The sequence below is a fragment of the Psychrobacter sp. FDAARGOS_221 genome, assembly GCF_002313155.2.
Lineage (GTDB): Bacteria > Pseudomonadota > Gammaproteobacteria > Pseudomonadales > Moraxellaceae > Psychrobacter.
On record NZ_NWFK02000001.1, the window covers coordinates 2,467,400 to 2,490,258 of the forward strand.

A 22,859-nucleotide genomic window follows, 5' to 3' on the forward strand; every position below is an offset into this window, starting at 1 on the left:
ACTTCAGTTGCGGTGTAAGTAAATTTTATTATAACTTAAAGTTCTCTTTATAATAAAAATCATCAATTATTATTATATAACTTAGCTGTTATAATCTCAATAGTAATGGATCAGTTTTAGCGACTGATCGAAGTTAACTGCTTATTATATATAATATAGGGGCTATTAATATATAGCCGATGCCCATTGATTGATAGATATTCATCTGATTGATAGATATTGATGAATTTTTGCTATTGTTGTCGTTTATTTTGAGCGTTTAAACGCTTACTTTTCATTATTTATTATATAACGCTTTTTAGAACATTATTTTTTAGACAATTATTTATCAAACAATTTTAGCCAGCAAGGAAGTATTTCATGTCAGCCAACCCAGAAAATACCAACACCAATACCGCAAAAACGCTTTATGACAAATTGTGGGATGCCCATTTGGTCAGTCAGCGTGATGATGGCTCAAGTCTAATTTATATCGACCGTCATTTATTACATGAAGTGACCAGTCCACAGGCGTTTGAAGGTTTGGCATTGGCCAACCGTGAGCCTTGGCGCTTATCAGCCAACATTGCCACGCCTGATCATAACGTACCGACAGTGCGCAAAGAACGCCTTGAAGGGGTGAGTGGTATTGAAGATAAAGTGTCACGCTTACAGGTGAAGACTTTAGATGATAACTGTGCCAAATTTAATATTGCTGAGTTCACTATTAATGATGAACGTCAAGGTATTGTACACGTGGTTGGTCCTGAGCAAGGCTTGGTATTGCCAGGTATGACCGTGGTGTGCGGTGACTCACATACCGCAACACATGGCGCCTTAGGCTGCTTAGCACATGGTATCGGTACATCAGAAGTAGAGCATGTGTTGGCCACTCAGTGCTTGGTACAGAAAAAGTCAAAAAACATGCTTATCCGCGTTGACGGTGAGCTTGGTGAAGGCATCACTGCCAAAGATGTGGTGCTAGCGATTATCGCTAAGATAGGTACTGCAGGCGGTACAGGCTATGCGATTGAGTTTGCCGGTGATGTGTTCAAAAACATGAGCATGGAAGGCCGTATGACCGTCTGTAATATGGCAATTGAAGCCGGTGCGCGTGTGGGTATGGTTGGCGTTGATGACACGACCATTGAGTATGTTAAAGGCCGTCCATTTTCACCAACAGGTGAGCAGTGGGAGCAAGCGGTTGCGTATTGGAATACCTTGCATTCAGACGAAGGCGCACACTTTGATGCTGTAGTTGAGCTGGATGCCAGTGATATTGCGCCACAAGTGTCTTGGGGGACGTCACCTGAGATGGTTGTCGATGTTACCCAGCATGTACCTACGCTAAAACAAGCAAGAGATGAAGTACAAGCAGAAGCCTGGGAACGTGCTTATGAGTATATGGGCTTAACCGAAGGCCAGCCGATTACCGATATCAAATTAGACCGTATCTTTATTGGTTCTTGTACCAACTCACGTATTGAAGATTTGCGCTCTGCAGCGGCAGTGATTAAAGGCCGCAAAGTGGCAGATAATGTGAAAGAAGCGATTGTGGTTGCCGGTTCTGGACAGGTTAAAAAGCAAGCAGAACAAGAAGGTCTAGATAAAGTATTTACCGAAGCAGGCTTTGAGTGGCGTGAGCCGGGATGCTCAATGTGCTTAGCGATGAATGCTGACAAGCTTGAGCCAGGTGAGCATTGTGCTTCAACTTCGAACCGTAACTTCGAGGGTCGTCAAGGTCATGGCGGACGTACGCACTTAGTGAGTCCTGCGATGGCAGCAGCAGCAGCGTTAGCCGGTCACTTCGTCGATGTACGCAGTTTTTAATAGTTAAATGATGATAGCTATTAAGCTTAAGTGTATTTAGCGCTATGACAGTCACTGAGGATGCTATGAAAAAGACAGTTGCATTTGCTTGTTTAGTGGGATTATCACAGTTAGCCGTATCACAAACGGCGCTAGCCAAAGAGTATTGTAATTCTCGGTTTGACTACTGTGTCGATGTGCCCAGTCAATTAAAATGGATGCCTGAATCGACCAATGGTGATGGCAGACATTTTAAACTGGCCAATTCGCCTGCTGAAATTCTGATTTATGGCAGTCATGGGCCCAGTGTACTTGATTATACCGACCAACAATACTTAGCTGCTCAGAAGCGTGACTATCATGCCAATACAGTGGTTACTTACGAGCGCAAGAAGGGCAGTACTTACACAGTCAGTGGTTATGATGAAAATGGTCGCATTTATTACCATGTGATTAAAGTTAAGAATGGCACACAAGCGCAGCTGGCGTTTAATTATCCTAAGAGTGAAAAGCAAAAAATGGATCGCATAGTGGGCCAGATGGCACGCTCATTTAAACTGTACTAGTCGCTTAATCAATAGCTTAATAGCGCACAATCATACTTATATTATTGAACATACTTACATTAAAGAATTACTCTATTTAAAGGAACTATCATGCAAGCTTATAACACTCAAACCGGCATCGTTTGCCCATTGGATCGCTCGAATGTCGATACCGATCAGATTATTGCCAAACAGTTTTTAAAATCAATCAAACGTACTGGTTTTGGCGTCAACCTATTTGATGATTGGCGCTACAAAGATGAAGGCTATCCAGGTCAAGACCCATCGACTCGTGTGATTAACCCTGACTTTGTACTTAACAAGCCACGTTATAAAGGCGCCACAATTTTGCTGGCACGTGATAACTTTGGCTGTGGTTCTAGCCGTGAGCATGCGCCATGGGCATTATCAGAGTATGGATTCCGTACTATTATTGCGCCAAGTTTTGCGGATATTTTTTATAACAACTGCTTTAAAAATGGCATGTTGCCAATCGTCTTAACTGAAGCACAGGTTGATGAGCTATTTGAGCAGTGCTTTGACAATGAAGGCTATGAGCTAACTGCTGACCTTGAGCGTCAAGTTGTTGTCACCCCAGATGGTACAGAGTATCCGTTTGAGGTCGATGAGTTCCGTAAGCACTGCTTGTTAAATGGCTTGGATGATATTGGTCTAACCCTGCAACAAAGCGATGCGATCAAGGATTATGAAGCCAAGATGCAGCAAAAAACACCTTGGATCTTTAATGATGTTCGCGCATAACCGTACAAAAAACGATGTCGGTTAATTAACCCAAAAATTTAAAATAAATCACATAAATTAGGAACAACGCATATGGCAACCGTATTAACCCTAGCAGGTGATGGCATTGGCCCTGAGATTATGACTCAGGCTGTAGACGTGTTAAAAGCTGTTAATGAGAAGTTTGATTTAGGCATCACGCTGGAAGCGGCGGACATTGGCGGTGTCGCCATTGATAACTATGGTGTGCCTCTACCAGATGAGACTTTAGAAAAAGCACGTCAAGCGGATGCGGTATTATTGGGTGCGGTTGGCGGTCCTAAATGGGACGGTATCGAGCGCAGTATCCGTCCTGAGCGTGGCTTATTGAAAATTCGCAGCGAGCTGGGTTTATTCGCTAATCTACGTGTGGCCAAGCTATATCCACAGCTTGCCAATGCTTCAAGTCTTAAGCCAGAAATTATCTCAGGGTTGGATTTGTTGATTGTACGTGAGCTGACAGGCGGTATTTATTTTGGTGAGCCGCGCGGTATTCGCACTTTAGATAATGGTGAGCAGCAAGGTTATAACACCATGGTGTATAAAACCTCAGAGATTGAGCGTATCGGTAAAGTGGCGTTTGATTTAGCGCAAGTACGTGCCAAAGCGAATGGGACACCAGCTAAGATTTGTTCAGTAGATAAAGCCAACGTATTAGAGGTCACTGAGCTGTGGAAGCAGACCATGATTAAGTTGCAGCAGTCTGATTATCCTGATGTGGCCTTAAGCCATATGTATGCGGATAATGCGTGTATGCAGTTGGTACGTGATCCTAAGCAGTTTGATGTGATGGTCACCGGTAATATGTTTGGTGATATCTTATCGGATGAAGCGGCGATGCTAACCGGTTCTATCGGTATGCTGCCATCTGCCAGCTTGGATGAGCATGGCAAAGGTATGTACGAGCCGTGTCACGGTAGTGCACCAGATATCGCTGGTCAAGATAAGGCCAACCCATTAGCAACTATCTTGTCAGTGGCGATGATGCTGCGTTATACCTTTAAGCATGAAGAGTCTGCAGCCGCTATCGAACAGGCAGTGAGTGACGTGCTTGATGATGGTCTACGCACTGGCGATATTATGGACAGCAGTGAATCAGGTCTACGCTTGGTTGGCTGTCAAGAGATTGGTCAGGCAGTATTGGCCAAATTAGGCTAAGCTGATTTAGCTTTAATTAAGCCAACAAAAAGCCGCTCATCTAAATAGAGAGCGGCTTTTTTAATAAGCTGTTTTTAGTGTTTTTGCATATTTAAACACAACTGCTTTTAAATAGCATTATTATTAAATACCAATGTTTTTAACGACTAAGGTATTTAGAGCGTTGATAATCGCACTAACGACAGCTATTGTTAGGCGTTATTAGTTCTTACCACGGTAAGTAATACGACCTTTGGTTAAGTCGTAAGGTGTCATTTCAACCTTTACTTTATCGCCAGTTAAAATGCGGATGTAGTGCTTGCGCATTTTGCCTGAAATATGGGCGATGATTTCGTGGCCATTTTCTAGGCGCACTTTAAAAAGAGTGTTTGGAAGGGTATCAATCACTTCACCTTCAAATTCGATAATATCGTCTTTTTTTGCCATAATTATTTGGGTTTACCCGTTTCAATGTAAGTTAAATTTCAGATTTAGTTAAAATATGAAATAAAATTGTAGGCAGACATTATACTTAACTGCTGATGTTTTAGCAAACAATAGCACTGTGGCGGTTACAGCTACTTACACAAGTGCTAAACAAAGCAAACCTCATTCTAGATAAATGAGCTTTATTTAAGCGCTTGATTACTTTCGAACGTTGCGGGTTAAGCTTATGCTGCGGCTAGTCAGAAATGGTATCAGGCAGATTTAGCCACTGCGGGGTCAACGGCAGCTGCGGGAATAATGATTGATAAGGTTCAGTATAATAGGCATTAATAAAATATAGCCCATCCGGCGCGGCTGTTGGCGGTGCTAAAGTGCGATCTTTGGCCTGTAATAAGCGCAAATAATCATCCGGTTGCAGCTCGCCACGACCAATGGCAAACAAGGTTCCCATCAAGTTGCGCACCATGTGATGCAAAAAGCCATCGGCTTTGATATCAAACACAATAAACTGGCCATGCTCGAATAACTCAGCGTGATGGATATTTCTAACTGGCTGATTAGACTGGCAAGCGGCAGCTCGGAAGCTACTAAAATCATGGGTGCCGACAATATGCGCCGCGGCTTGTTGCATGCGTGCCAAATTAAGCGGCTCGTGAATATGGGTCACCAGATGCTTAAGCATGGCCGGACGCTGTGGCTGATTTAGGGTGATATAACGGTAGCGACGCGCAATGGCTCCAAACCGAGCATGAAAATCAGCCGGCATTGGCTGAATCCAACGCACAGCAATATCATCTGGAAGCAGGCTGTTGGCTCCTCGTAGCCAATTATAGACACCGCGCTTGGCCGTGGTGTTAAAGTGCGCCATCATATTGCCGGCATGTACCCCAGCATCAGTACGGCCCGCGGCAATCACTTCAATCGGCTCATTGGCAATTTTGCTGAGCGCTTCTTCAACCACTTGTTGCACACACAATACTTCTTGTTGTCGCTGCCAGCCTCGATAATTAGCCCCATTGAACTCAATGCCTAGTGCATAGGTTTGGATGTCCGTATTTGGCGTAGATGCTGTTTTTACTGTTACTGTTGCTGTTTCTTTTGTTGAGTCGGGTGTTGAGACAGCTATTGAGTCTGGTGCTGAATCAGTTGCGTTGTTATTGGAGATTGCAGAAGTCATGATAGGGCCAAATATGGGGGTAACTATGGGAATAATTATATTGAAAACGAATGGGGTAGTGCCGCGTTGAGCATGCGCTAAACTTTCTGTACATTATGGCGCCAACGCTGGCGACGACGCGCAGGGGTGTCATAAGCTAAGTGCAGCCACAGCAGACGTGCATAGACTGCCGGTATGGTTAACCGACCCGCTGACAGCACGTGATGTTGATATTGCCAACTGCCAGCCGCATACGCTTCACTAACCCCGCCAAAGGGACACTGAGTGCTACATACCAGCATATGCCCTTGTTTGTGTAGGGCATCCATAGTCGATTCTAGCGCCTCACTGTGAGGAATGTTGCCAGCGCCAAAGCCGATAAGTATTACCCCCATTGGTGGTTGCTCTAACAGTGCCGCCAATTGCATAGCGAGCCAACCGTTATTATTGGGCACACAGTAAATAGTGGCAATATTGACGCTTTGTGCGTTGTGTTTAATGTCACTGAGTTTGGCACGGCTGTCTTCAATCCAGTTTTGGCGTCTTGCTGGTGGCAGTCGTTTGTCATAACTGTTGGCAGGGTAGCCGGCACGATGATGACCGGTAAACGCCATTAAGTCATGGCTATGAATTTTTTGCACCGTTTGCGCCGGCCAAGACTCTTCAGCGATGGCGATATATACCCCAGGTTCGCCATGACTGGCCAACCCAACCGCCTGTGCTAGGTTGCCCCAGGCATCACTGTTTGCATCAACTTGATAAGAATGTAACTGCTCAGCATCGAATAAAGGACGCATACTGGCAGTCAGTACGATACAGACATCAGAGCTAGCAAAGGCCTCTGCCAAAAATGATCCCAAGTAGCTTAAGGTATCTGTACCAGTAATCAGTACAAACTGACGATGTCCTTGAGCATAGCTGTCCAAAATTAGGCTAAAAAAGTGAGTCAAATCAGTAGGGGTAAGTTGACTGCTGTCTTTAACAACAGGATTTGGCAGAACTTGTATGTGCGGCGTCAGCTGTTGTTGCACTTGCTCTAACAACACCGGCAAGAATACATCGGCAGGCAATGCAGATAACGGCTTACCATAGCTGCCAAAAGTACCGCCGGCATAGATCAGCTGTAGCGGTTGATTGACCGCCGGCTCTATTGATTTCTCTGATCTAGCGCGCCCTTTTTTCGTATCATCTAAGTTTGATGGCGTGTCTGATAGTGAGTGTGCTGTCGCTGATTGTGATTGGCTCATAACAATGATCTTTTGGGTTATCTGTGATAAAAGGTGCAGCTGATTTGTTAATTAATTGAAGCGCTGCAATTTTTAGTACGAGTATTAGCGCTATTAATACAAGCGCTGCAATAAGGCACGAGCAACAGACTGTTGTTGCTCACTGGCTTGCTTACCTAAGCTATCGGTCTGCAACACTTCTTGTAATAGACGCTTGGCGCTGTCGTATTCACCGACTTCTAAGTATTGTTGTGCCAAGTCGAGCGTCAATTGCGCACTGTCTAAGTCTTTGACAAATTCAAAGGCCTGCATATCAGTTGCTTCTACATCTGCTTCGCTATGCTGAGGTGAGCTGTCTTTATCAGTGTTGGCTTCAACAGTAGTGCTCGCTGCAGCGATTGGTTTTGAAACACTTGGCGTTGCTGCTTTTGTTTCAGCACCAGTATCTGTAGATGGTTGAGTTTCAGGCTGTAATTGAGCGTGTGGTTTGGTTTTTGCTTCGGGCTTTGATTCGGCTTCTGTCTGAGTGCTGGCTTTCGCTTGTTCTTTTTGGGTAGCAGTGGCTTGACGCTCATCATGACCTTGAATCTTAATGGTCGCTGATTTGCTTGGTGTCTGTTTATTTGGTTCAGACGGCTGCGTAGTTGCCGCTGCTTTATCAACGGTCTTTGCCTGCGCTGTTGTTTGTTGCACGCTGGCTTTATTAACCGTCATTTCAGTTGCCGGCTTAATAACGGTTGTGTTTGATTTAGCGGTAGTGGTTTTTTCAGCAGGCTTGTTATTAACAGGTGAATTGTCGGCTGTATGAGTAGCAACAGTATTAGTAGCGGCAGGGCTTGGTACCGGCACAGTAGCAGGGGTTGACGAGGTTTTGCCCAATATGTCTTCTACTTCTGCTTCATCAAGCAAAGGCGCATCCATCTTGTCTGCAGGTGCTGCCACTTTTTTATTTTCAGCAAGATTAGGCTTATCAGAATCAACAGCCTTGTCAGCAGCAGGTGCAATTGGTTGCTGCTCTTTAGTAGTAGAGCTGGCTGTTTTATTGGTGCTTCTTTGAAGCGGTCTATATATGGCTGTGCTGGCTGGCGTGTTTTTCTCTGCAGCTGAAGTGTTAGGTTTTACTGGATTTTCAGATTCAACAGGTTCTACTGAGCCATCAGCTTTAACAGGCGTTTCTGATTTAGCTGCTGATTTCTTTTCTTGCTCAACAACCGGTTTCGGCTGTTGTTGCGGTTCTGGTTTCGACTCAGGTTTTGATTCGGGCTTAGCTTCAGATTTTGACTCAGTTTTTAATTCAGTTTTAGGCTCTGGTTTTGGCGCTACTGGTTGTTGGGCTTTAGTTTGAGAACTGGATTGAGTATTAGTTTGAGTTTGAGCGTCCTGATTGGCTGAGTCTTTATTATCGCTAAGACTGCTGTCATAAAGCGTTTTACGCTTTGCTGAGGTATTGTCGGCTGGGTCCGGCTGTTGACCTGATTTTAATGCAGGACGTTTTGGTGTTGCTTGACTGCGATAGACGATAAACAGTAAAACAAGAAGCAGGGCAATAAAAACAAGGGCGACAATAATTCTCAAACTCATAACAGGTTCCCCGTCATTAGCACCGCAATTACGCTAGCTCTAACAGACGATGTAATAAAATAATGAAGTGGCAATATTTACTAATTTCTATAACAACACAGTGTAGTATAGAGCTCAAGTATAGCTAATAACAGCAGTACAACAAAACAAAAAAGCAATGTATTTCATAAGTGACTAAAAACAAAACCCAGTAGCCACCCGTAATTATCTCAGCAATGGTATAATTTGACTTAATATTCAGCTGCTATGCTGATTTTATATTGTAACCAGTGATCTGTTCAAACCAGTCGTTCTATAAGCGATAGCCTTTTAATCGATGCCTGCAACCCTATATATCTGTTAATCCTCTATCTTTTGAAGTGAATGGCTTTTATTGTTAATCGCTATTATTACCCTACTGTTTAAAGCAAACTGACTTTAATCGAAACACTTTAACCTAAATATTTTGAGTTAATCTTATGCAATTTACCTTACACAAAACCGCCAGCGGTGAATCACGCGCGCGCCGAGGCACTGTCCAGACAGCCCATGGTGAGATTCGCACTCCAGCCTTTATGCCAGTCGGTACTTATGGCACGGTTAAAGGCATGCTGCCACGTGACATCGAAGCGATTGGCGCTGATATTATCTTGGGCAATACCTTCCATTTGTGGTTACGTCCAGGTACTGAGATTATCGATAAATTTGGCGGCTTGCACCAGTTTATGAAGTGGGATAAGCCTATTTTGACCGACTCAGGCGGCTTCCAGGTATTCAGTCTTGGTGCCATGCGCAAAATTACCGAAGAGGGTGTGGCATTCAAATCACCAATTGATGGTGCTAAAGTGTTCTTATCGCCTGAAAAATCAATGCAAATCCAATACTCATTAAACTCAGACATCGTGATGCAGTTTGACGAGTGTACGCCATATCCGGCGACTTACTCTGAAGCGCAAAAGTCGCTTGAGTTGTCATTACGCTGGGGTCAGCGCTGTGTCGATGAGCACAAAAAGCTGGGCAACCCCAATGCGCTATTTGGCATTGTGCAAGGCAGTATGTATAAAGAGTTGCGCCGTCAGTCGATGCAAGGTCTGCTAGAGATTGGCTTTGATGGCTATGCTATTGGCGGTCTGTCTGTGGGTGAGCCTAAAGATGAAATGATTGGCGTGTTAAATTATATGCCAGAGTTGATGCCTGCGGACAAACCACGCTACTTGATGGGTGTGGGCAAGCCAGAAGATATCCTAGAAGCGGTGCGCCGCGGGGTAGATATGTTCGACTGCGTGATGCCAACCCGTAACGCCCGTAACGGCCATTACTTCGTGACCGGCAATGAAGAAAACCAAGGCGTGGTGCGCATTCGCAACAGTCAATACCGTGATGACACCGGTCCACTTGACCCAGAATGTGATTGCTACTGCTGCCAGAACTTCAGCCGCGCTTATCTGTATCATCTCAACAAATGCAAAGAGATGCTGGGTGCCCAATTAGCCACCATCCACAATCTGCGCTACTATCAACGCTTGATGCAAGGCATCCGTGATGCGATTGATGAAGACAGATTTGATGAGTTTGTGGCAGACTTTTATCACAAGCGTGGTCAGGATGTGCCGGCCTTAGAGCTTGAGTAGCTTGAGTAGCTTAATTAATTAGCCTTATTGTTAAACGTTGACGTACGCAAAAGCGAGGTTGGTATTGCTGCCAATCTCGCTTTTTTATTTGACGACTACTAACCCTGTGAATTATCAGACGTTTATCGGCGATACAGAAATATGGTTGCAGTCGCTGCTAATAGATAGTAATTTAGAATAACTACACAGCTCATGTTGTTTTACTCAAGGCATGCGTTGCTTTCCTGTTTTGCTTTATTTAACTGACTGAAAAATTTGAGGAAATGTTATGACACTGCGTTACCTACCTTTGGCCGCTACAATACTGTTATCAATGACTGCATGTAGTGAGTTAAATACATTAACCAATGATGTGGGCTCAGCGATCAACAAAGTTATGACCCCTCAGAGTCAGCAAGCGCAATCTCAAACCAAAGTTAATAACAATGCAGCGACTAAAAAACCTGATGATGTCACCAAATTGTTTGACTGGATGGAGAATGGTTGTCAAGGATGGGGAACTGGGTCTTCCGGATTATTAAGTTCAATCATAGATCAAGAAAGTAGAAATCGTATTGGAGGCACACCTAAAGTAACGCCTAGATCCAGTTGGGCACAGCCTTATGCCAATATGGTTGAGAATGCGACTGTTGCAACGAAAGTTTTTGATAGTACTGAAGGCTATGCTTACGTCATTACCTTTAACAATGCTACTTATCGAGGTATGCCTTTAAAATCATATGAATTTTGGAATGCACATGAATCTGATTACGTGATTCAAAATCTATATTTCAAAGATGATAGTTTTATGGCTTTAAAGCCTAGATTTAAATCTGCTTATGATGAGATGTATGATGATTACGAGCAAGCGCAATTTAATGCTGCTGAAAAAAGTATCACATGTTATTAGCCATCGCTTAACCCATCAGATTTGAGGCTTTTTTAATCATATTGGTTTGTTGTAGAAGCAGAGTCAAATGACTCTGCCTTTTTTATTTTAGTTATATTTTGGAATTTTTATGTCTTTTCAGCTCAAACAAAGCCCTCAGTTTAAACAAGGCCTTATCTTAAGCCTAACCGTGTTATCACTGTTAGCAGCCCAACAAGCATCAGCCAGTAGTTATCAACAAGTCCATGACGTGGTGTTCAATCAAGCGTTAACCCCTGACATCAGCGATGACCAGCTTGATGCTCAAATACAACAAGAATTGGCGGTTTATCAGGCGGGTAAGATGCCTGCTTATAAAGTCACATCAGCTCAATTTACCAAAAAAGTGCGAGAGCGATTGGCCATTCGTTCTGAGCAAACATTAAGTGATGATGTCGACTATTATGAGCGATTAGAGAAGCTGGTACACAGTAATGGCATCTGTATGGCGGGGACCTGGCAAATTACCGAAGATGTGAAAAATAGTGACGGTCAGCGTTACACGGGTATGTTTGCCAAAGACGCACAGTCGCTGTTTATTGGGCGTCTGTCAGTCGCTTTGTCAGATACCAAACAAGGTGATTATCAAGCATTTGGCATGGCTGGCAAGATATTTGGTACGACCGATGCCGATAAAGAAGTGCGTACAGAGAATTTCTTTGTCGCTGATGTATTGACCGGTGCTCGAAGAGAAAGTGTTTTTGAAGCGCCGATGACCAATAAGCCCAAAGTCGGATTCCGATTTAGCGTACTCAGTTTGGGGTTAAAGATTGGTCCGATATTTACTAAAGCAGATGAAGATGCCGGTATGCGACCGGTGACTAGCATTGCTAAGATGGGTGTCGCTGCTGAGTCAAATGCAGTGTCACCAAAATATATGATGTTGTCTCCGGTACAGCCGGTAAATTATCAACCTAATCCAGGCATAGACTTTCGCCAGGAGTTTGCTTTATCACCGCAAGAGACTGCAAGAGAGGCAACCCGAGACTTTACGATATATGTTTCAGATACAGCGACTAAGGCAGAAGATAATGGTTGGCAACGTATTGGTCTGATTAAAGCTGACGAGACCAAAGTGTCGTATGGGTGTGATAGGCAGTTGCACTTTGCACATCCGAAAGTATAGCTAGCGAACTGCTAAACGGTGACAGCGTTAACCTCGCTAAGCCTACAGTTGTCGTACTTGTACTCGGTTGCCTTGTCACCATTTTAGACTTCACTGGCTATATCTTGAATGTCTAAACATAAAATAAGTTTTCAGATATAAAAAAAAGCAGGGTCAAATGACTCTGCTTTTTTTGTGTCTATTGAATGGTCTATGTTCGATTGAATAAAGGCTAATTAAACCTACTTCAACAACTCAACCAACTGCTCCAAATACTCAGCATCGACTTCATCAAAAGTCGCCAGTTTATCTGAGTCGATATCCAATACAGCGATAATCTCATCATCTTTATTTTTCACCGGCACCACAATTTCTGACTGTGATAACGAAGAGCAAGCAATGTGATTGGGATGTGCATTCACATCATCGACGATTTGGGTCTCGCCGGACTGCCAAACCTCACCACAGACGCCTTTGCCATAGTTAATACGAGTACAAGCTAGAGGGCCTTGGAATGGTGCAAGAATAAGCTGATTAGACTCAGTATCAACGCGATAAAAACCAATCCAAAACCAATTAAACGTATCTTTAAGTAGCGCCGTCAGGTTCGCCATATTGGCAATTAAATCACTTTCACTGCTGATTAAACCTTCAGCTTGTTTCAGCAAAAGTTTATATTTTTCAGCTTTATCAGTGTTTGGAACAATAGGGTTCATTGGTTGCATAGTCTTCTCTTATCTATTTTTATTAATGCTTATTATTGATGCTAATGACTTGTTGCTTACGATAAATTGCTTATCACTGGTTTCGCTCAAGCAGCATGGCATCACCATAGCTAAAGAAACGGTATTTTTGCTCGATAGCATGTTGATAGGCTTGCTCAATATTAGGCTTGCCGGCAAACGCAGAAACTAGCATTAGTAACGTTGATTTAGGCAAGTGAAAGTTGGTCAATAGCGTATCAATTACACCAAACTTAAAGCCAGGATAGATAAAGATATCAGTATCTCCCGACCATGCTGAAACTTCTCCCTTCTCATTGGCCGTCTTCTGATAAGCGGTTTCTAATACACGGGTAACTGTGGTGCCAATAGCGATGACTTTATTGCCGTTTTTATGGGTTTGATTAATCAAATCTGCGGTATCTTGCGGTAGATTGGCATACTCACTGTGCATGGTGTGATTAAGCAAATTATCGGTCTTGACTGGTGCAAAGGTGCCAGCGCCAACGTGCAAAGTAACGTAAGCAGTATTAATGCCTTTGTCAGCCAGTTGCTGCAACACTTTGTCATCAAAGTGAAGACTGGCGGTTGGTGCTGCCACGCTGGCTAGCTTGGCTGGGTCATGGAATACGGTTTGGTAACGGACATTATCAGTCTCATCGGCATGACGTTCAAAGTACGGTGGAATCGGCAATTCACCATATTGCTCTAAATCAGGCAAGATTGGATTTTTGAAACTTAAGATAAACAAGTTTTCATGACGACCTATCATCACACATTCGATATTACCATCACCGAGTAACAAGGTCTGCCCAAGTTTCGGTGCTTTGCTGGCACGCACATGACACAGTGCCACATTCTCAAAACTTTGACCATTCTCATCCGTCGTAAACTGCGTATCATCGGTTAAACGCTCAACCAATACCTCAACTTTACCGCCGGTGTCTTTTTGACCAAATAGACGTGCTTTCATGACCTTGGTGTCATTAAACACAATCAAGTCGCCAGCGTTTAGCAAGTCTGGTAAATCAGCGAATTGCTTATCTTGTACACCAACTGTCGAGCCAGTTTGCGCCGGCAAGTACATTAAGCGTGAGGCACTGCGCTCGGCCAGTGGATAACGGGCGATATACTCATCAGGCAGGTCGTAGTCATAATCGTTGACACTCAGATAGCTTTCGCTGTCTGCTGATTGGTCATTGTTTTGATGATTGTTTTGGTCAGTAGAGTGAGTCATATGTGGTCTTAAATCGGTTTGAAAGTATAAGAAACTTGGCCCAGAGTCAGGCTTTCGATAATGGCGGTTAGTTTAACAGAAACACAGCTTTTTTGAGTTAGGTTTTAGTGGCTATCGGTCATATATAGACGCTACAAACCGAATAAATCAGGCTGAACGCTGACATCTTCTAAAGTGGTTAGATTGGAGTAAGTGACACCGACCAGGCGAATGGGTAGATGACGTGGGGCATCGGCAAGCAGCTTTTGCAGCCAATAGTGTGCAGACTCAGCGCTTGGAAAAGGGGTGTGCAAAGTGTGCGAGCGTGTGATTTGGCTAAAGTCTGAATACTTAATTTTAAGGGTAATGGTGTGCGCTAAGCGCTCTTTTTTGGACAGCTGATAAAAGGCATCAGCGTTTTGCTCATATATTTGCGCCAACAAGCTATCGGTATCACTGATATTGTCTCGAAACGTAGTCTCGGAGCCGACCGATTTGTATTTACGTTCCGACTTGACCGGTCTGGTGTCATTGCCGTGGGCAATCTGTGAATAAAAGCGACCGCGTTTACCAAATTCAAATTCCAAGGTATCAACCGGCGTTGCTTTTAGATCAGCGCCAGTATAAATCCCCATTTCATGCAGACGTTTGGCAGTGGCTTTGCCGATACCATGAAAGCGCTCAATGGGTAGGCTGGCGATAAAGTCTGGCGCTTGTTCGGGGGTAATGACCGCAATGCCATTGGGCTTATTGATATCAGAGGCAATCTTGGCCAGCATTTTATTAAACGACACACCGGCGGATGCACGCAGCTGCGTCTTTTCATAAATTTGTGCGCGTAGCCAGTTCGCCATCAAGGTCGCTGAGCCGTGATGCTCTTGGATACCGGTGACATCAAGATAGGCCTCATCTAAAGATAGCGGCTCAACTTTGTCGGTTAAGCTCAGCATAATCTCACGAATCTGTTGACTGACACTGCGATAGACATCGAAGCGAGGGCGCACAAATATCGCCTCAGGACAGCGTCGCTTAGCCTCATAACAGGACATTGCTGAGCGCACACCAAACTTACGAATCTCATAACTGGCAGCCGCCACTACGCCACGACCATTCGGATCACCGCCGACTACCAAAGGCTTGCCGCGCAGCTGTGGATTATCACGCTGCTCAACACTGGCATAAAAGGCATCCATGTCGAGGTGAATAATCTTGCGCTGCGGCTTTGCTTCAGTCGTGTCAGTCACAGTCGGGTCTTTGTTTGAGGCAGTCATCGGGTTCTCGTGGTGTCAGTTACCGTCATCTAAGCTAGTGTCATAGGGGTGCGGCTGGCTTGAGCTTATTATTATAGCATTTCGCTTTATCCACAAAAATCACCCCCAATAGCATCGAAACTATCAGGGGCACACTGTACTTAAACCTATGGAGGAATTTATTAAGGTTAGTATTAAGGTCAATAGTTATTGGTTCTGCTCACTTATTAACTTACTAACTATTTAACCTACTAATTCATTAGCTCACTAACTATTTAACTCACTAACTATGAATCACGTTGTGACTTAACGACTTCGCCACTATTGGCATCAACGTTAATCTCGTGTTTTTCACCATTTTGTACCATTTTAATTTCATACACAGGGCGGTCATCTTCAATATCGAATTCAGCGTCGATCACTTGACCTTTGCTATCGCGTGCGGCAATCTGCATGGCTTCGGTCAGGTCGATTTTGGTCGAGTTTAAAGTCTGGTATTTTTCTTTATCATCAGCGTCTATGCGCTTTTCTTCGCTGCTGTTTACTTTGCCTGTGCGCGAATCAACTTTGACCTCATATTTGTTAGTGGGAGAGGCGAACACTACTTCGTATTCTGAATCATCTTGATCGTATTCAACGCTTTTTAATTTGCCTTGAGCATTTTTCTTAGCAATGGTGATGGCTTGGTTGATATCAATTTGAGTTGCGGCTTGAGTTTCAGCGGCTGCTTGTTTGGTTACAGCGGTCGCTTTAGTCTCAGCAGTAGCCGCTTTGGTCGCAGCAACACTAGGGGCAACGGCGCCAAAGGTTAGCAATAGTGATGTGGCTAATACAGGTAGAGTTTTCATAATGGTCTCCTTATATTATTAACGATTCTATTATTAACGACTTTTAAGATAATAATTGTCTTAACTTTACAGTCTTCATTTTTTAGTTAATTGGTTTATAAACACTATTGAATTCAACTAGATCAAATTTGGCTTTATTAAAATCAACCAGATTAAAACCAGCCAGTATTAAATCCAACAGGTGCTTCGTAATTGATGATTTTATTATTCCAAATCGATTGGCTGATTTCTCGGCAGTTTTTGTTAATACTGAATAAGTCATGTAATCAGATATTTACTAGCTCATGAGTCATTTGTGGTTATGTTATCTAAGTAATCGCCGCGCTAAATCAGCAAAGTTAAGTTGCTGGCTATTGGCTATACTGTGTTTTTTGTTATAAAAAGCGTTATCAATCACAGCGTTTGCAGCACTTATTAAATAAACAAAGAACAGACATTGAGCAGGGAGAAATTAATCAAATGACAACCAATGACATTCAACACGCCTTTCAAGATGATCCATTAATAACGCAGCTGCGTGATGCCAAGCCTGTGTTGTGGCGCAATGACAAGCTAACCACGTTTGAGCAAGCAGTATCCGATGTGGGCCTAACCTTGGCCGATGTCGAGGCGGCGCAGGCGAGATTACAACGCTTTGCGCCTTATATTGAGCAGGTATTTCCAGAGACAGCGGCTGCCAAAGGCATTATCGAAAGTGCGTTTTATCGTACCCCAAAGCTACAACAGGCGCTCAGTGAGTCGGGCACACCTATCAAAGGTGAGCTGTATCTTAAGGCGGACAATGAGCTGCCTATCTCAGGGTCAATTAAAGCGCGTGGCGGCATTTATGAAGTATTGCAATATGCCGAAGCGCTGGCACTTGAGCAGGGCTTAATCCGTGAGACAGATGATTATCGTCAGCTAGATTCTGAGGAATGTCGTCAGTTTTTCTCCCAATATTCGATAGCGGTGGGTTCAACCGGTAACCTTGGTTTATCAATCGGTATTATGTCCGCCAAGCTTGGCTTTCAGGCGCAAGTACACATGTCAGCGGATGCTAAGCAGTGGAAAAAGGACAAGCTAAGATCGCATGGGGTGCAGGTGTTCGAATATGAGGGCGACTATGGGCAAGCGGTCGAAAATGGTCGCAAACTTAGCGAAGCCGATCCGTATGGCTACTTTGTCGATGATGAAAACTCAAAGCATTTGTTCGTTGGTTATGCGGTCGCAGGCTTGCGCTTAAAGCAGCAGTTTGAGCAGGCCGGCATTGAGATTAGTGCCGATCGCCCATTATATGTGTATCTGCCTTGCGGTGTCGGCGGTGGTCCTGGCGGCGTGGCGTTTGGCTTAAAGCTGGCCTTTGGTGATGATGTGCACTGCATCTTTGCTGAGCCGGTGCAGTCGCCCTGTATGCTGCTCGGAGTATATACCGGTTTGCATGATCAAATCAGTGTGCAAGATATTGGGCTGAGCAATCACACCATCGCTGATGGCTTGGCGGTCGGTCGTGCTTCTGGCTTTGTCGGTCATGCGATGCAGCGCTCGTTAGAGGCCTTTTACACCGTAGAGGATGCCCTCTTAAATGAGCTGGTGCGTCAGGTATATCAGTTAGAAGGACTCAAGCTTGAGCCGTCTGCTTGCGCGGGTATCGCTGGGTTGCAGCATTTCGCTGAGGTGGATAATGCGCTACATCTGGTATGGGCTACTGGTGGCAATATGATGCCGGATGAGGTGTTTAAGGCGATATTGCAGGGGTGAGGTGTCGGTTGGAGTTAGGGGTTAATTATCATCGCTAAATAGCAACTTCCCTAAGATGGGATGTTAAAAACCATAAAAGTGTGTTTAAGTTTACACAGGCCATAAAATATTACATATACTGTAATATCGGTTGTGCAAAACAGTCTTATTCAATAGCGATTAGGATGAGACTGATTTATCCAATAATTGAGTATCAGCAGATGCTTAGCCACTGCCGTGTTTGGTGTTAAATAAACGGATTTATTCTTACATTAAGGGTGTGACATTGAGCGCATGGCATGAACCATATAGTTGGTATGTGCCTTGCCGAATCACCCCATAACCATCTGAAAGGAACTCATGATGAACAACACACTATTGTACGGCTTGGCGTTGAGCGGCAGCTTGATATTGGCAGGCTGTGGCGACAAACCACAAACCACTGAATCAAGCGCTGATGAGGTTATCACCCTCAGAATGTCACACTTTATGGCCCAAACCGATCCATTCAATAAGCAAGTATTTGAGCCCTGGGCAAAGAAGATAGAAGAAGACTCTAACGGTCGCTTAAAAATTGACATCTATCCGTCAGCATCGCTAAGTAAACCTGATAATACCTATGACGCGGTGGTTAAAGGCGTGGTCGATATTGGCGTGCAGCCACAAGGCTATTCGAGCGGTCGATTCCCTTTAAGTCAGATTGCTGAGCTGCCAGGTATCGCCAATACCGCTGAGCAATTGGCCTGTGTGTTGCATACCCTTTATGATAATGGGTCGATTTCTGGTGAGTATGAGGATACCCATGTTTTATACATGATGGCTTCTGGACTGCAAGTATTTCATACCAAGGGTAAGGCAATTAACAAGCCGAGCGATCTAAAAGGGATGCGTATTCGTCGTACCTCAACGGTTTCAGCCAGTCTGCTTGAGTCTCTCGGCGCGGTGCCAGTGGGTCTGCCGGTGACCGAAACCTATCCTTCCTTACAACGCGGTGTGATTGATGGTGTGACTCTACCTTGGCAGCCGATTCAGGCGTTTGGTCTTGATGAGCTGGTTGATACGCATAGCATTGTGCCGTTTTATAATGCTGAATTTGTGGTTAATATGAACCAAGAAAAATACAACAGCTTGCCAGACGATCTAAAGCAAGTGATAGACAGTAATTCAGGTATGCAGATGGGGGTTAAAGCGTCGCAAGCATTTGATCGCTTTAACCAAGAGGTGATGCAGGCCGCTATTGATAAAGGCGATACCATTATTGATATTGATCCGGCCAATGATCCGGATTGGCAGCAGCCGCTTGAAGATGGCAAGCAAGCCTATTTAAGTAGCCTTGAAGAGCAGGGGCTTGATGCACAAGCCATCTACGCCAAAGCACAGCAGGCGAGTACCAGTTGTCAAAGTTAGTGTCTGATTCATAGTGCATGTTTAGCCCGTCAAGTAACGGATGAGTGGATAGAGTCAGCCGAGAAAGATTACAGAATGACTTGTAGCCTAGAGCGATTAGACACTAAGGATATCGTCACGTTTAAACGCACTGGCGCTACCGGTCAATTTGTCAGTACGCCTGATAAATTTGAATTAGATGCCAAGCTTGGGTTTTTGTTCAAGAGTTTTCTGCCGAAGATAAAAGAGCAGATTGAACAGAATTTGGATAAGGTTATTGATGCGAAGGGTCTTGAGTAAGTGTTTTGGAGAATGTATTAAAAAGAGCAAAAGATAGCAATCAAGATGTTATCGTTAGCATTAAACCAATTTATGAAGAAGGTAGTAGACGTCTATCAGAGTTTTAGTTGAATAGGTCATAAACAACGGTGAAAAAGTCACAGTAATTCTCAAAAATACATCTACTGGAGAATAGCATGAAAACAGACGACCAAGAAATTTATCAACAATTAGGCGAATTATTATGGTCGGTTATGCCTTTTGAGTCTGAAGAGTTAATATTCAAAGGTCAGTTGTATGTCGAACATCAGGAATTCCAACTAATTAGCAAGACTAAGGACGAAGTCATATCTTTATCAATTCCAACCGATGTATTATTAAGTTCTAGAGATTTGATGAAGAAATTACAAAAGTGTGAAATATATGCCAATGAACCCTGGACACAATTTGAAGTCATTCTGAGTAATGAAGGTAATTTTAAGATTAATTTCGCTTATATACCTGAGAAAGATAGTTGGCCTAGAATTTACATGAAAGGGATAAGTGACTTTTCTGAAAAGGAGTGGCAGGAAACTTCAATACCAAAAGAGTTATGGGAAGAACGAGTTAGGCTAAAGAAACCATCTTAAATTGATATATGTCTCTATTATGGCATATTCCTATTTGGATTATGTGGTTAAAATGAAAGAGATTTTAATCAAAAAAAACTTTAATTAAGAGAGATAAATTGATATTTAATTATAATGATATTCAAGAAATGATTTTCTCATATGCAAGCAAAATAGGCCTGCATAATTCTGAGGTTTTTTTAAATACAAGTGCATCAGATTATGGATATCCGTATATAGAAATTAAAAACAATTTTTATCATTTAGTTGTAAGTGAAAGAGGAAAAGAAGTTTATAGATATACTACTAAAAATATAGATGAATTATTGTATGAGTTTTTCAGTATGAAAATATCAACTATGTCTATTAAATATGAACTAGAGCATAGAGTTGAGAATCAGGATTCAAGAAGAATTATTTTTAGTAGAAGGATATATTTAATGAGTGCTATGAATCCAGAGTGGGGTGAAAAAATGAAAAGAGAAGTTTCGTATATATTGTCAAAAAATCCTTACAATGATATTTCATAATTTAATTAATGATATTGAATATATATTGCAAAATAATTTGTCGCAAAAAGTTTTCGCAGATAATGACTTTGACCTTGTCCCATTGTTAGAGGATTATAAGAGTGAAAAAGAACGGCTTGAATATGCTTACATGATTTTATCGGGAAAAAACAATAGATTATGACGTATTAGGCCTATTAATAGTTGAACGAATCCAGAAACATATAAACCATCTGAAGAAATATATTTACTGTAGGATTTGTAATTATCACTTCATACCCTTCATTATCATTACGGGGAATATAATGCTTAAAACATTTATATACATTATGGAGTGTTATTTTTATCAGGATTGGCAGTCAGAATTCTCTCAAGCGAAAGATGTATTGCTTTATTTTGCTTCAAAAGAGAATCCAATGATATTACATAATTTAATTACTGATATTGAATATATATTGCAAAATAATTTGTCGCAAAAAGTTTTCGCAGATACTGACTTTAACCTTGACCCATTGTTAGAGGGTTATAATAGTAAAAAAGAATGGTTTGAAGATGCTTACATGATTTTATCGGAAAAAAACAATAAATTATGACCTATTAGGCCTGTTATTTGAATAAATATGAATCTAAAGAATCTGCAAACCAGAATGGCTGGGAGAGGTTGAAAGTAACTATTTACTACGTTAAAGATAGTGATTGTTTACGATAAATCTTTGCAAGCTTAAGCTAGAGTTGAAACCAGTGTACATCAGCGTGTACATCAAATATAAAAATTAACATCGCAAAACAAAAAAGCCCCTAAAATCATTTAGGGGCTTAATCATATATGGTACCGGTGGTCGGACTCGAACCGACACGCTTTTAAAGGCAACGGATTTTGAATCCGTCATGTCTACCAATTCCATCACACCGGCGTGTATGGTTAGCTTATCTTGCGTCAAGCTAGGTGACGTATTATAGCAACTTCTCAACCTGGGTCAAGAATTTTTATTGCTAAAGTATGCGCTAATAATTAGACGCGTCTCATCAAGAGCTTAACCACAGTTTTGACTGTTTAGCCAACGAATGCACGCTCAACCACATAATCGGCAGGCTCGCCCATACGTGGAGAGACAGTCAAGCCAAAGCCATCCATAATTTCAGAGATATCTGCGTTGAACGGCATGCTGCCACAGATCATAACGCGGTCATCTTCTTTATTAATAGGTGGTAAGCCGATGTCTTCAAATAGCTTGCCAGACTTCATTAAGTCAGTAATACGGCCAGTATTGCGGAAGTCTTCACGGGTTACCGTTGGGTAATAGATGAACTTCTCACGATACCATTCACCAAATAGCTCATCATTTGGCAGCTCTTCTTCGAACATCTCACGGTAAGCTAAGTCTTCAACCTTACGCACAGCGTGACATAAGATGATCTTATCGAATCTTTCGTAAACTTCAGGGTCACGAGACAGGGCTAAGAAAGGCGCAAGTCCAGTACCTGTTGCTAACATATATAGGTTTTTGCCAGGTAATAAGTCGTCGATGACTAATGTACCGGTTGGTTTTTTACTGATGATAAGCTCATCGCCCACTTGAATGTGCTGTAAGCGTGAGGTCAGAGGACCGTCTTGTACTTTAATTGACAAGAACTCAAGGTGCTCTTCATAGTTAGGGCTGGCGATAGAGTAGGCACGCATCAGTGGTTTACCATCTACCATAATGCCGATCATGGCAAACTCACCGTTGCGGAAACGTAAGCCTGCATCACGTGTGGTTTTGATGGTAAATAGTGAGTCATTCCAGTGATGTACGTAAGTCACTGTTTCGGTATGGAATTTTGACATAAAAGCCTCAGTTAATAATGAATAACAGTGGTTAAATTAAAATGTCTATCTCGGGGGTAAGTATCTTTTTAATTGATAAGTTTAAGTGATAAGTTAAAATTTTTAAGGTCAAAATCTTGTTTAGTGCAAAACTTGTTTATCTTAAAACTTATTTGTCTTAAAAATGGCAACTTATTATATGTAAAGCGTTACGTGTAAAGCGACTTAAAGTTTAG

General features: G+C 42.8%; 22 protein-coding genes and 1 tRNA gene. 13 read left to right on the forward strand and 10 right to left on the reverse strand.

Annotation, left to right across the window (positions count from 1 at the left end; genetic code table 11):
• Nucleotides 1–360 precede the first annotated feature (360 nt).
• The 4 genes from leuC to leuB all read left to right on the forward strand — a co-directional run bounded on the left by leuC (nt 361) and on the right by leuB (nt 4,271).
• The gene (gene leuC, locus A6J60_RS10345) at nt 361–1,809 is read left to right on the forward strand and encodes a 3-isopropylmalate dehydratase large subunit (RefSeq protein ID WP_096065925.1); all 1,449 of its coding nucleotides are present in this window, start codon (nt 361–363) and stop codon (nt 1,807–1,809) included.
• A 65-nt stretch (nt 1,810–1,874) separates the two neighbouring features.
• Nucleotides 1,875–2,354 (forward strand): hypothetical protein, encoded by a 480-nt coding sequence (locus tag A6J60_RS10350; RefSeq protein WP_096065926.1) that lies wholly within the window; start codon nt 1,875–1,877, stop codon nt 2,352–2,354.
• A 90-nt stretch (nt 2,355–2,444) separates the two neighbouring features.
• The gene (gene leuD / locus A6J60_RS10355) at nt 2,445–3,095 is read left to right on the forward strand and encodes a 3-isopropylmalate dehydratase small subunit (protein WP_096065927.1); all 651 of its coding nucleotides are present in this window, start codon (nt 2,445–2,447) and stop codon (nt 3,093–3,095) included.
• A 72-nt stretch (nt 3,096–3,167) separates the two neighbouring features.
• Complete coding sequence (gene leuB, locus A6J60_RS10360) at nt 3,168–4,271, forward strand: 3-isopropylmalate dehydrogenase (RefSeq protein ID WP_096065928.1); 1,104 nt, start codon at nt 3,168–3,170, stop codon at nt 4,269–4,271.
• Nucleotides 4,272–4,472: 201 nt separating this feature from the next.
• Here the strand turns inward: leuB and infA are convergent, their stop codons facing one another.
• From infA to A6J60_RS10380, 4 genes are all read right to left on the reverse strand, one after another.
• Nucleotides 4,473–4,697 (reverse strand): translation initiation factor IF-1, encoded by a 225-nt coding sequence (gene infA / locus A6J60_RS10365; RefSeq protein WP_019671605.1) that lies wholly within the window; start codon nt 4,695–4,697, stop codon nt 4,473–4,475.
• A gap of 235 nt (nt 4,698–4,932) precedes the next feature.
• Complete coding sequence (truA, locus tag A6J60_RS10370; RefSeq protein WP_096065929.1) at nt 4,933–5,874, reverse strand: tRNA pseudouridine(38-40) synthase TruA; 942 nt, start codon at nt 5,872–5,874, stop codon at nt 4,933–4,935.
• A gap of 77 nt (nt 5,875–5,951) precedes the next feature.
• Nucleotides 5,952–7,100: an asparaginase gene (locus tag A6J60_RS10375; protein WP_096065930.1), complete on the reverse strand. Its 1,149-nt coding sequence runs from the start codon at nt 7,098–7,100 to the stop codon at nt 5,952–5,954.
• Nucleotides 7,101–7,193: 93 nt separating this feature from the next.
• Nucleotides 7,194–8,660 (reverse strand): FimV/HubP family polar landmark protein, encoded by a 1,467-nt coding sequence (locus tag A6J60_RS10380; RefSeq protein ID WP_096065931.1) that lies wholly within the window; start codon nt 8,658–8,660, stop codon nt 7,194–7,196.
• Nucleotides 8,661–9,118: 458 nt separating this feature from the next.
• Between A6J60_RS10380 and tgt the strand changes: the two genes are divergently transcribed.
• From tgt to A6J60_RS10395, 3 genes are all read left to right on the forward strand, one after another.
• Nucleotides 9,119–10,270: a tRNA guanosine(34) transglycosylase Tgt gene (gene tgt, locus A6J60_RS10385; RefSeq protein WP_096065932.1), complete on the forward strand. Its 1,152-nt coding sequence runs from the start codon at nt 9,119–9,121 to the stop codon at nt 10,268–10,270.
• 268 nt (nt 10,271–10,538) lie between these two features.
• Nucleotides 10,539–11,159 (forward strand): hypothetical protein, encoded by a 621-nt coding sequence (locus tag A6J60_RS10390; protein WP_096065933.1) that lies wholly within the window; start codon nt 10,539–10,541, stop codon nt 11,157–11,159.
• A 109-nt stretch (nt 11,160–11,268) separates the two neighbouring features.
• Nucleotides 11,269–12,303 (forward strand): hypothetical protein, encoded by a 1,035-nt coding sequence (locus tag A6J60_RS10395; RefSeq protein WP_096065934.1) that lies wholly within the window; start codon nt 11,269–11,271, stop codon nt 12,301–12,303.
• Between the two features lie 221 nt (nt 12,304–12,524).
• On the opposite strand, the gene A6J60_RS10400 is transcribed toward A6J60_RS10395, so the two are convergent.
• The 4 genes from A6J60_RS10400 to A6J60_RS10415 form a co-directional block, all read right to left on the reverse strand.
• Complete coding sequence (locus A6J60_RS10400; RefSeq protein ID WP_096065935.1) at nt 12,525–13,007, reverse strand: GAF domain-containing protein; 483 nt, start codon at nt 13,005–13,007, stop codon at nt 12,525–12,527.
• A 73-nt stretch (nt 13,008–13,080) separates the two neighbouring features.
• Nucleotides 13,081–14,241 carry a tRNA preQ1(34) S-adenosylmethionine ribosyltransferase-isomerase QueA gene (gene queA, locus A6J60_RS10405; protein WP_096065936.1) on the reverse strand — a complete coding sequence of 387 codons (1,161 nt, stop codon included), beginning with the start codon at nt 14,239–14,241 and terminating at the stop codon, nt 13,081–13,083.
• A 131-nt stretch (nt 14,242–14,372) separates the two neighbouring features.
• Complete coding sequence (dinB, locus tag A6J60_RS10410; RefSeq protein WP_096065937.1) at nt 14,373–15,491, reverse strand: DNA polymerase IV; 1,119 nt, start codon at nt 15,489–15,491, stop codon at nt 14,373–14,375.
• Nucleotides 15,492–15,757: 266 nt separating this feature from the next.
• Nucleotides 15,758–16,318, reverse strand: coding sequence for a PepSY domain-containing protein (locus A6J60_RS10415; protein ID WP_096065938.1), 561 nt, complete (start codon nt 16,316–16,318; stop codon nt 15,758–15,760).
• 459 nt (nt 16,319–16,777) lie between these two features.
• On the opposite strand from A6J60_RS10415, the gene A6J60_RS10420 reads away from it, so the two are divergent.
• The 6 genes from A6J60_RS10420 (at nt 16,778) to A6J60_RS10445 (ending at nt 21,409) form a co-directional block, all read left to right on the forward strand.
• Nucleotides 16,778–18,055, forward strand: coding sequence for a D-serine ammonia-lyase (locus A6J60_RS10420; RefSeq protein WP_096065939.1), 1,278 nt, complete (start codon nt 16,778–16,780; stop codon nt 18,053–18,055).
• 339 nt (nt 18,056–18,394) lie between these two features.
• Nucleotides 18,395–19,441 carry a TRAP transporter substrate-binding protein gene (locus A6J60_RS10425; protein ID WP_227526120.1) on the forward strand — a complete coding sequence of 349 codons (1,047 nt, stop codon included), beginning with the start codon at nt 18,395–18,397 and terminating at the stop codon, nt 19,439–19,441.
• 6 nt (nt 19,442–19,447) lie between these two features.
• The gene (locus A6J60_RS10430) at nt 19,448–19,720 is read left to right on the forward strand and encodes a polyhydroxyalkanoic acid system family protein (protein ID WP_227526193.1); all 273 of its coding nucleotides are present in this window, start codon (nt 19,448–19,450) and stop codon (nt 19,718–19,720) included.
• Between the two features lie 176 nt (nt 19,721–19,896).
• A complete protein-coding gene (locus tag A6J60_RS13320) occupies nt 19,897–20,328 on the forward strand; it encodes an immunity protein YezG family protein (protein ID WP_127891446.1) in 432 nt (143 codons plus the stop codon).
• A gap of 98 nt (nt 20,329–20,426) precedes the next feature.
• Complete coding sequence (locus tag A6J60_RS10440; RefSeq protein WP_096065942.1) at nt 20,427–20,837, forward strand: Imm63 family immunity protein; 411 nt, start codon at nt 20,427–20,429, stop codon at nt 20,835–20,837.
• Nucleotides 20,838–21,121: 284 nt separating this feature from the next.
• Complete coding sequence (locus tag A6J60_RS10445) at nt 21,122–21,409, forward strand: contact-dependent growth inhibition system immunity protein (RefSeq protein WP_102993968.1); 288 nt, start codon at nt 21,122–21,124, stop codon at nt 21,407–21,409.
• A 234-nt stretch (nt 21,410–21,643) separates the two neighbouring features.
• On the opposite strand, the gene A6J60_RS10450 is transcribed toward A6J60_RS10445, so the two are convergent.
• Both A6J60_RS10450 and A6J60_RS10455 read right to left on the reverse strand, forming a co-directional pair.
• Nucleotides 21,644–21,730: transfer RNA gene (locus A6J60_RS10450), tRNA-Leu, on the reverse strand.
• 140 nt (nt 21,731–21,870) lie between these two features.
• On the reverse strand, nt 21,871–22,644 hold the full coding sequence (locus tag A6J60_RS10455; RefSeq protein ID WP_096065943.1) for a ferredoxin--NADP reductase: 774 nt from the start codon (nt 22,642–22,644) through the stop codon (nt 21,871–21,873).
• Nucleotides 22,645–22,859 lie beyond the last annotated feature (215 nt).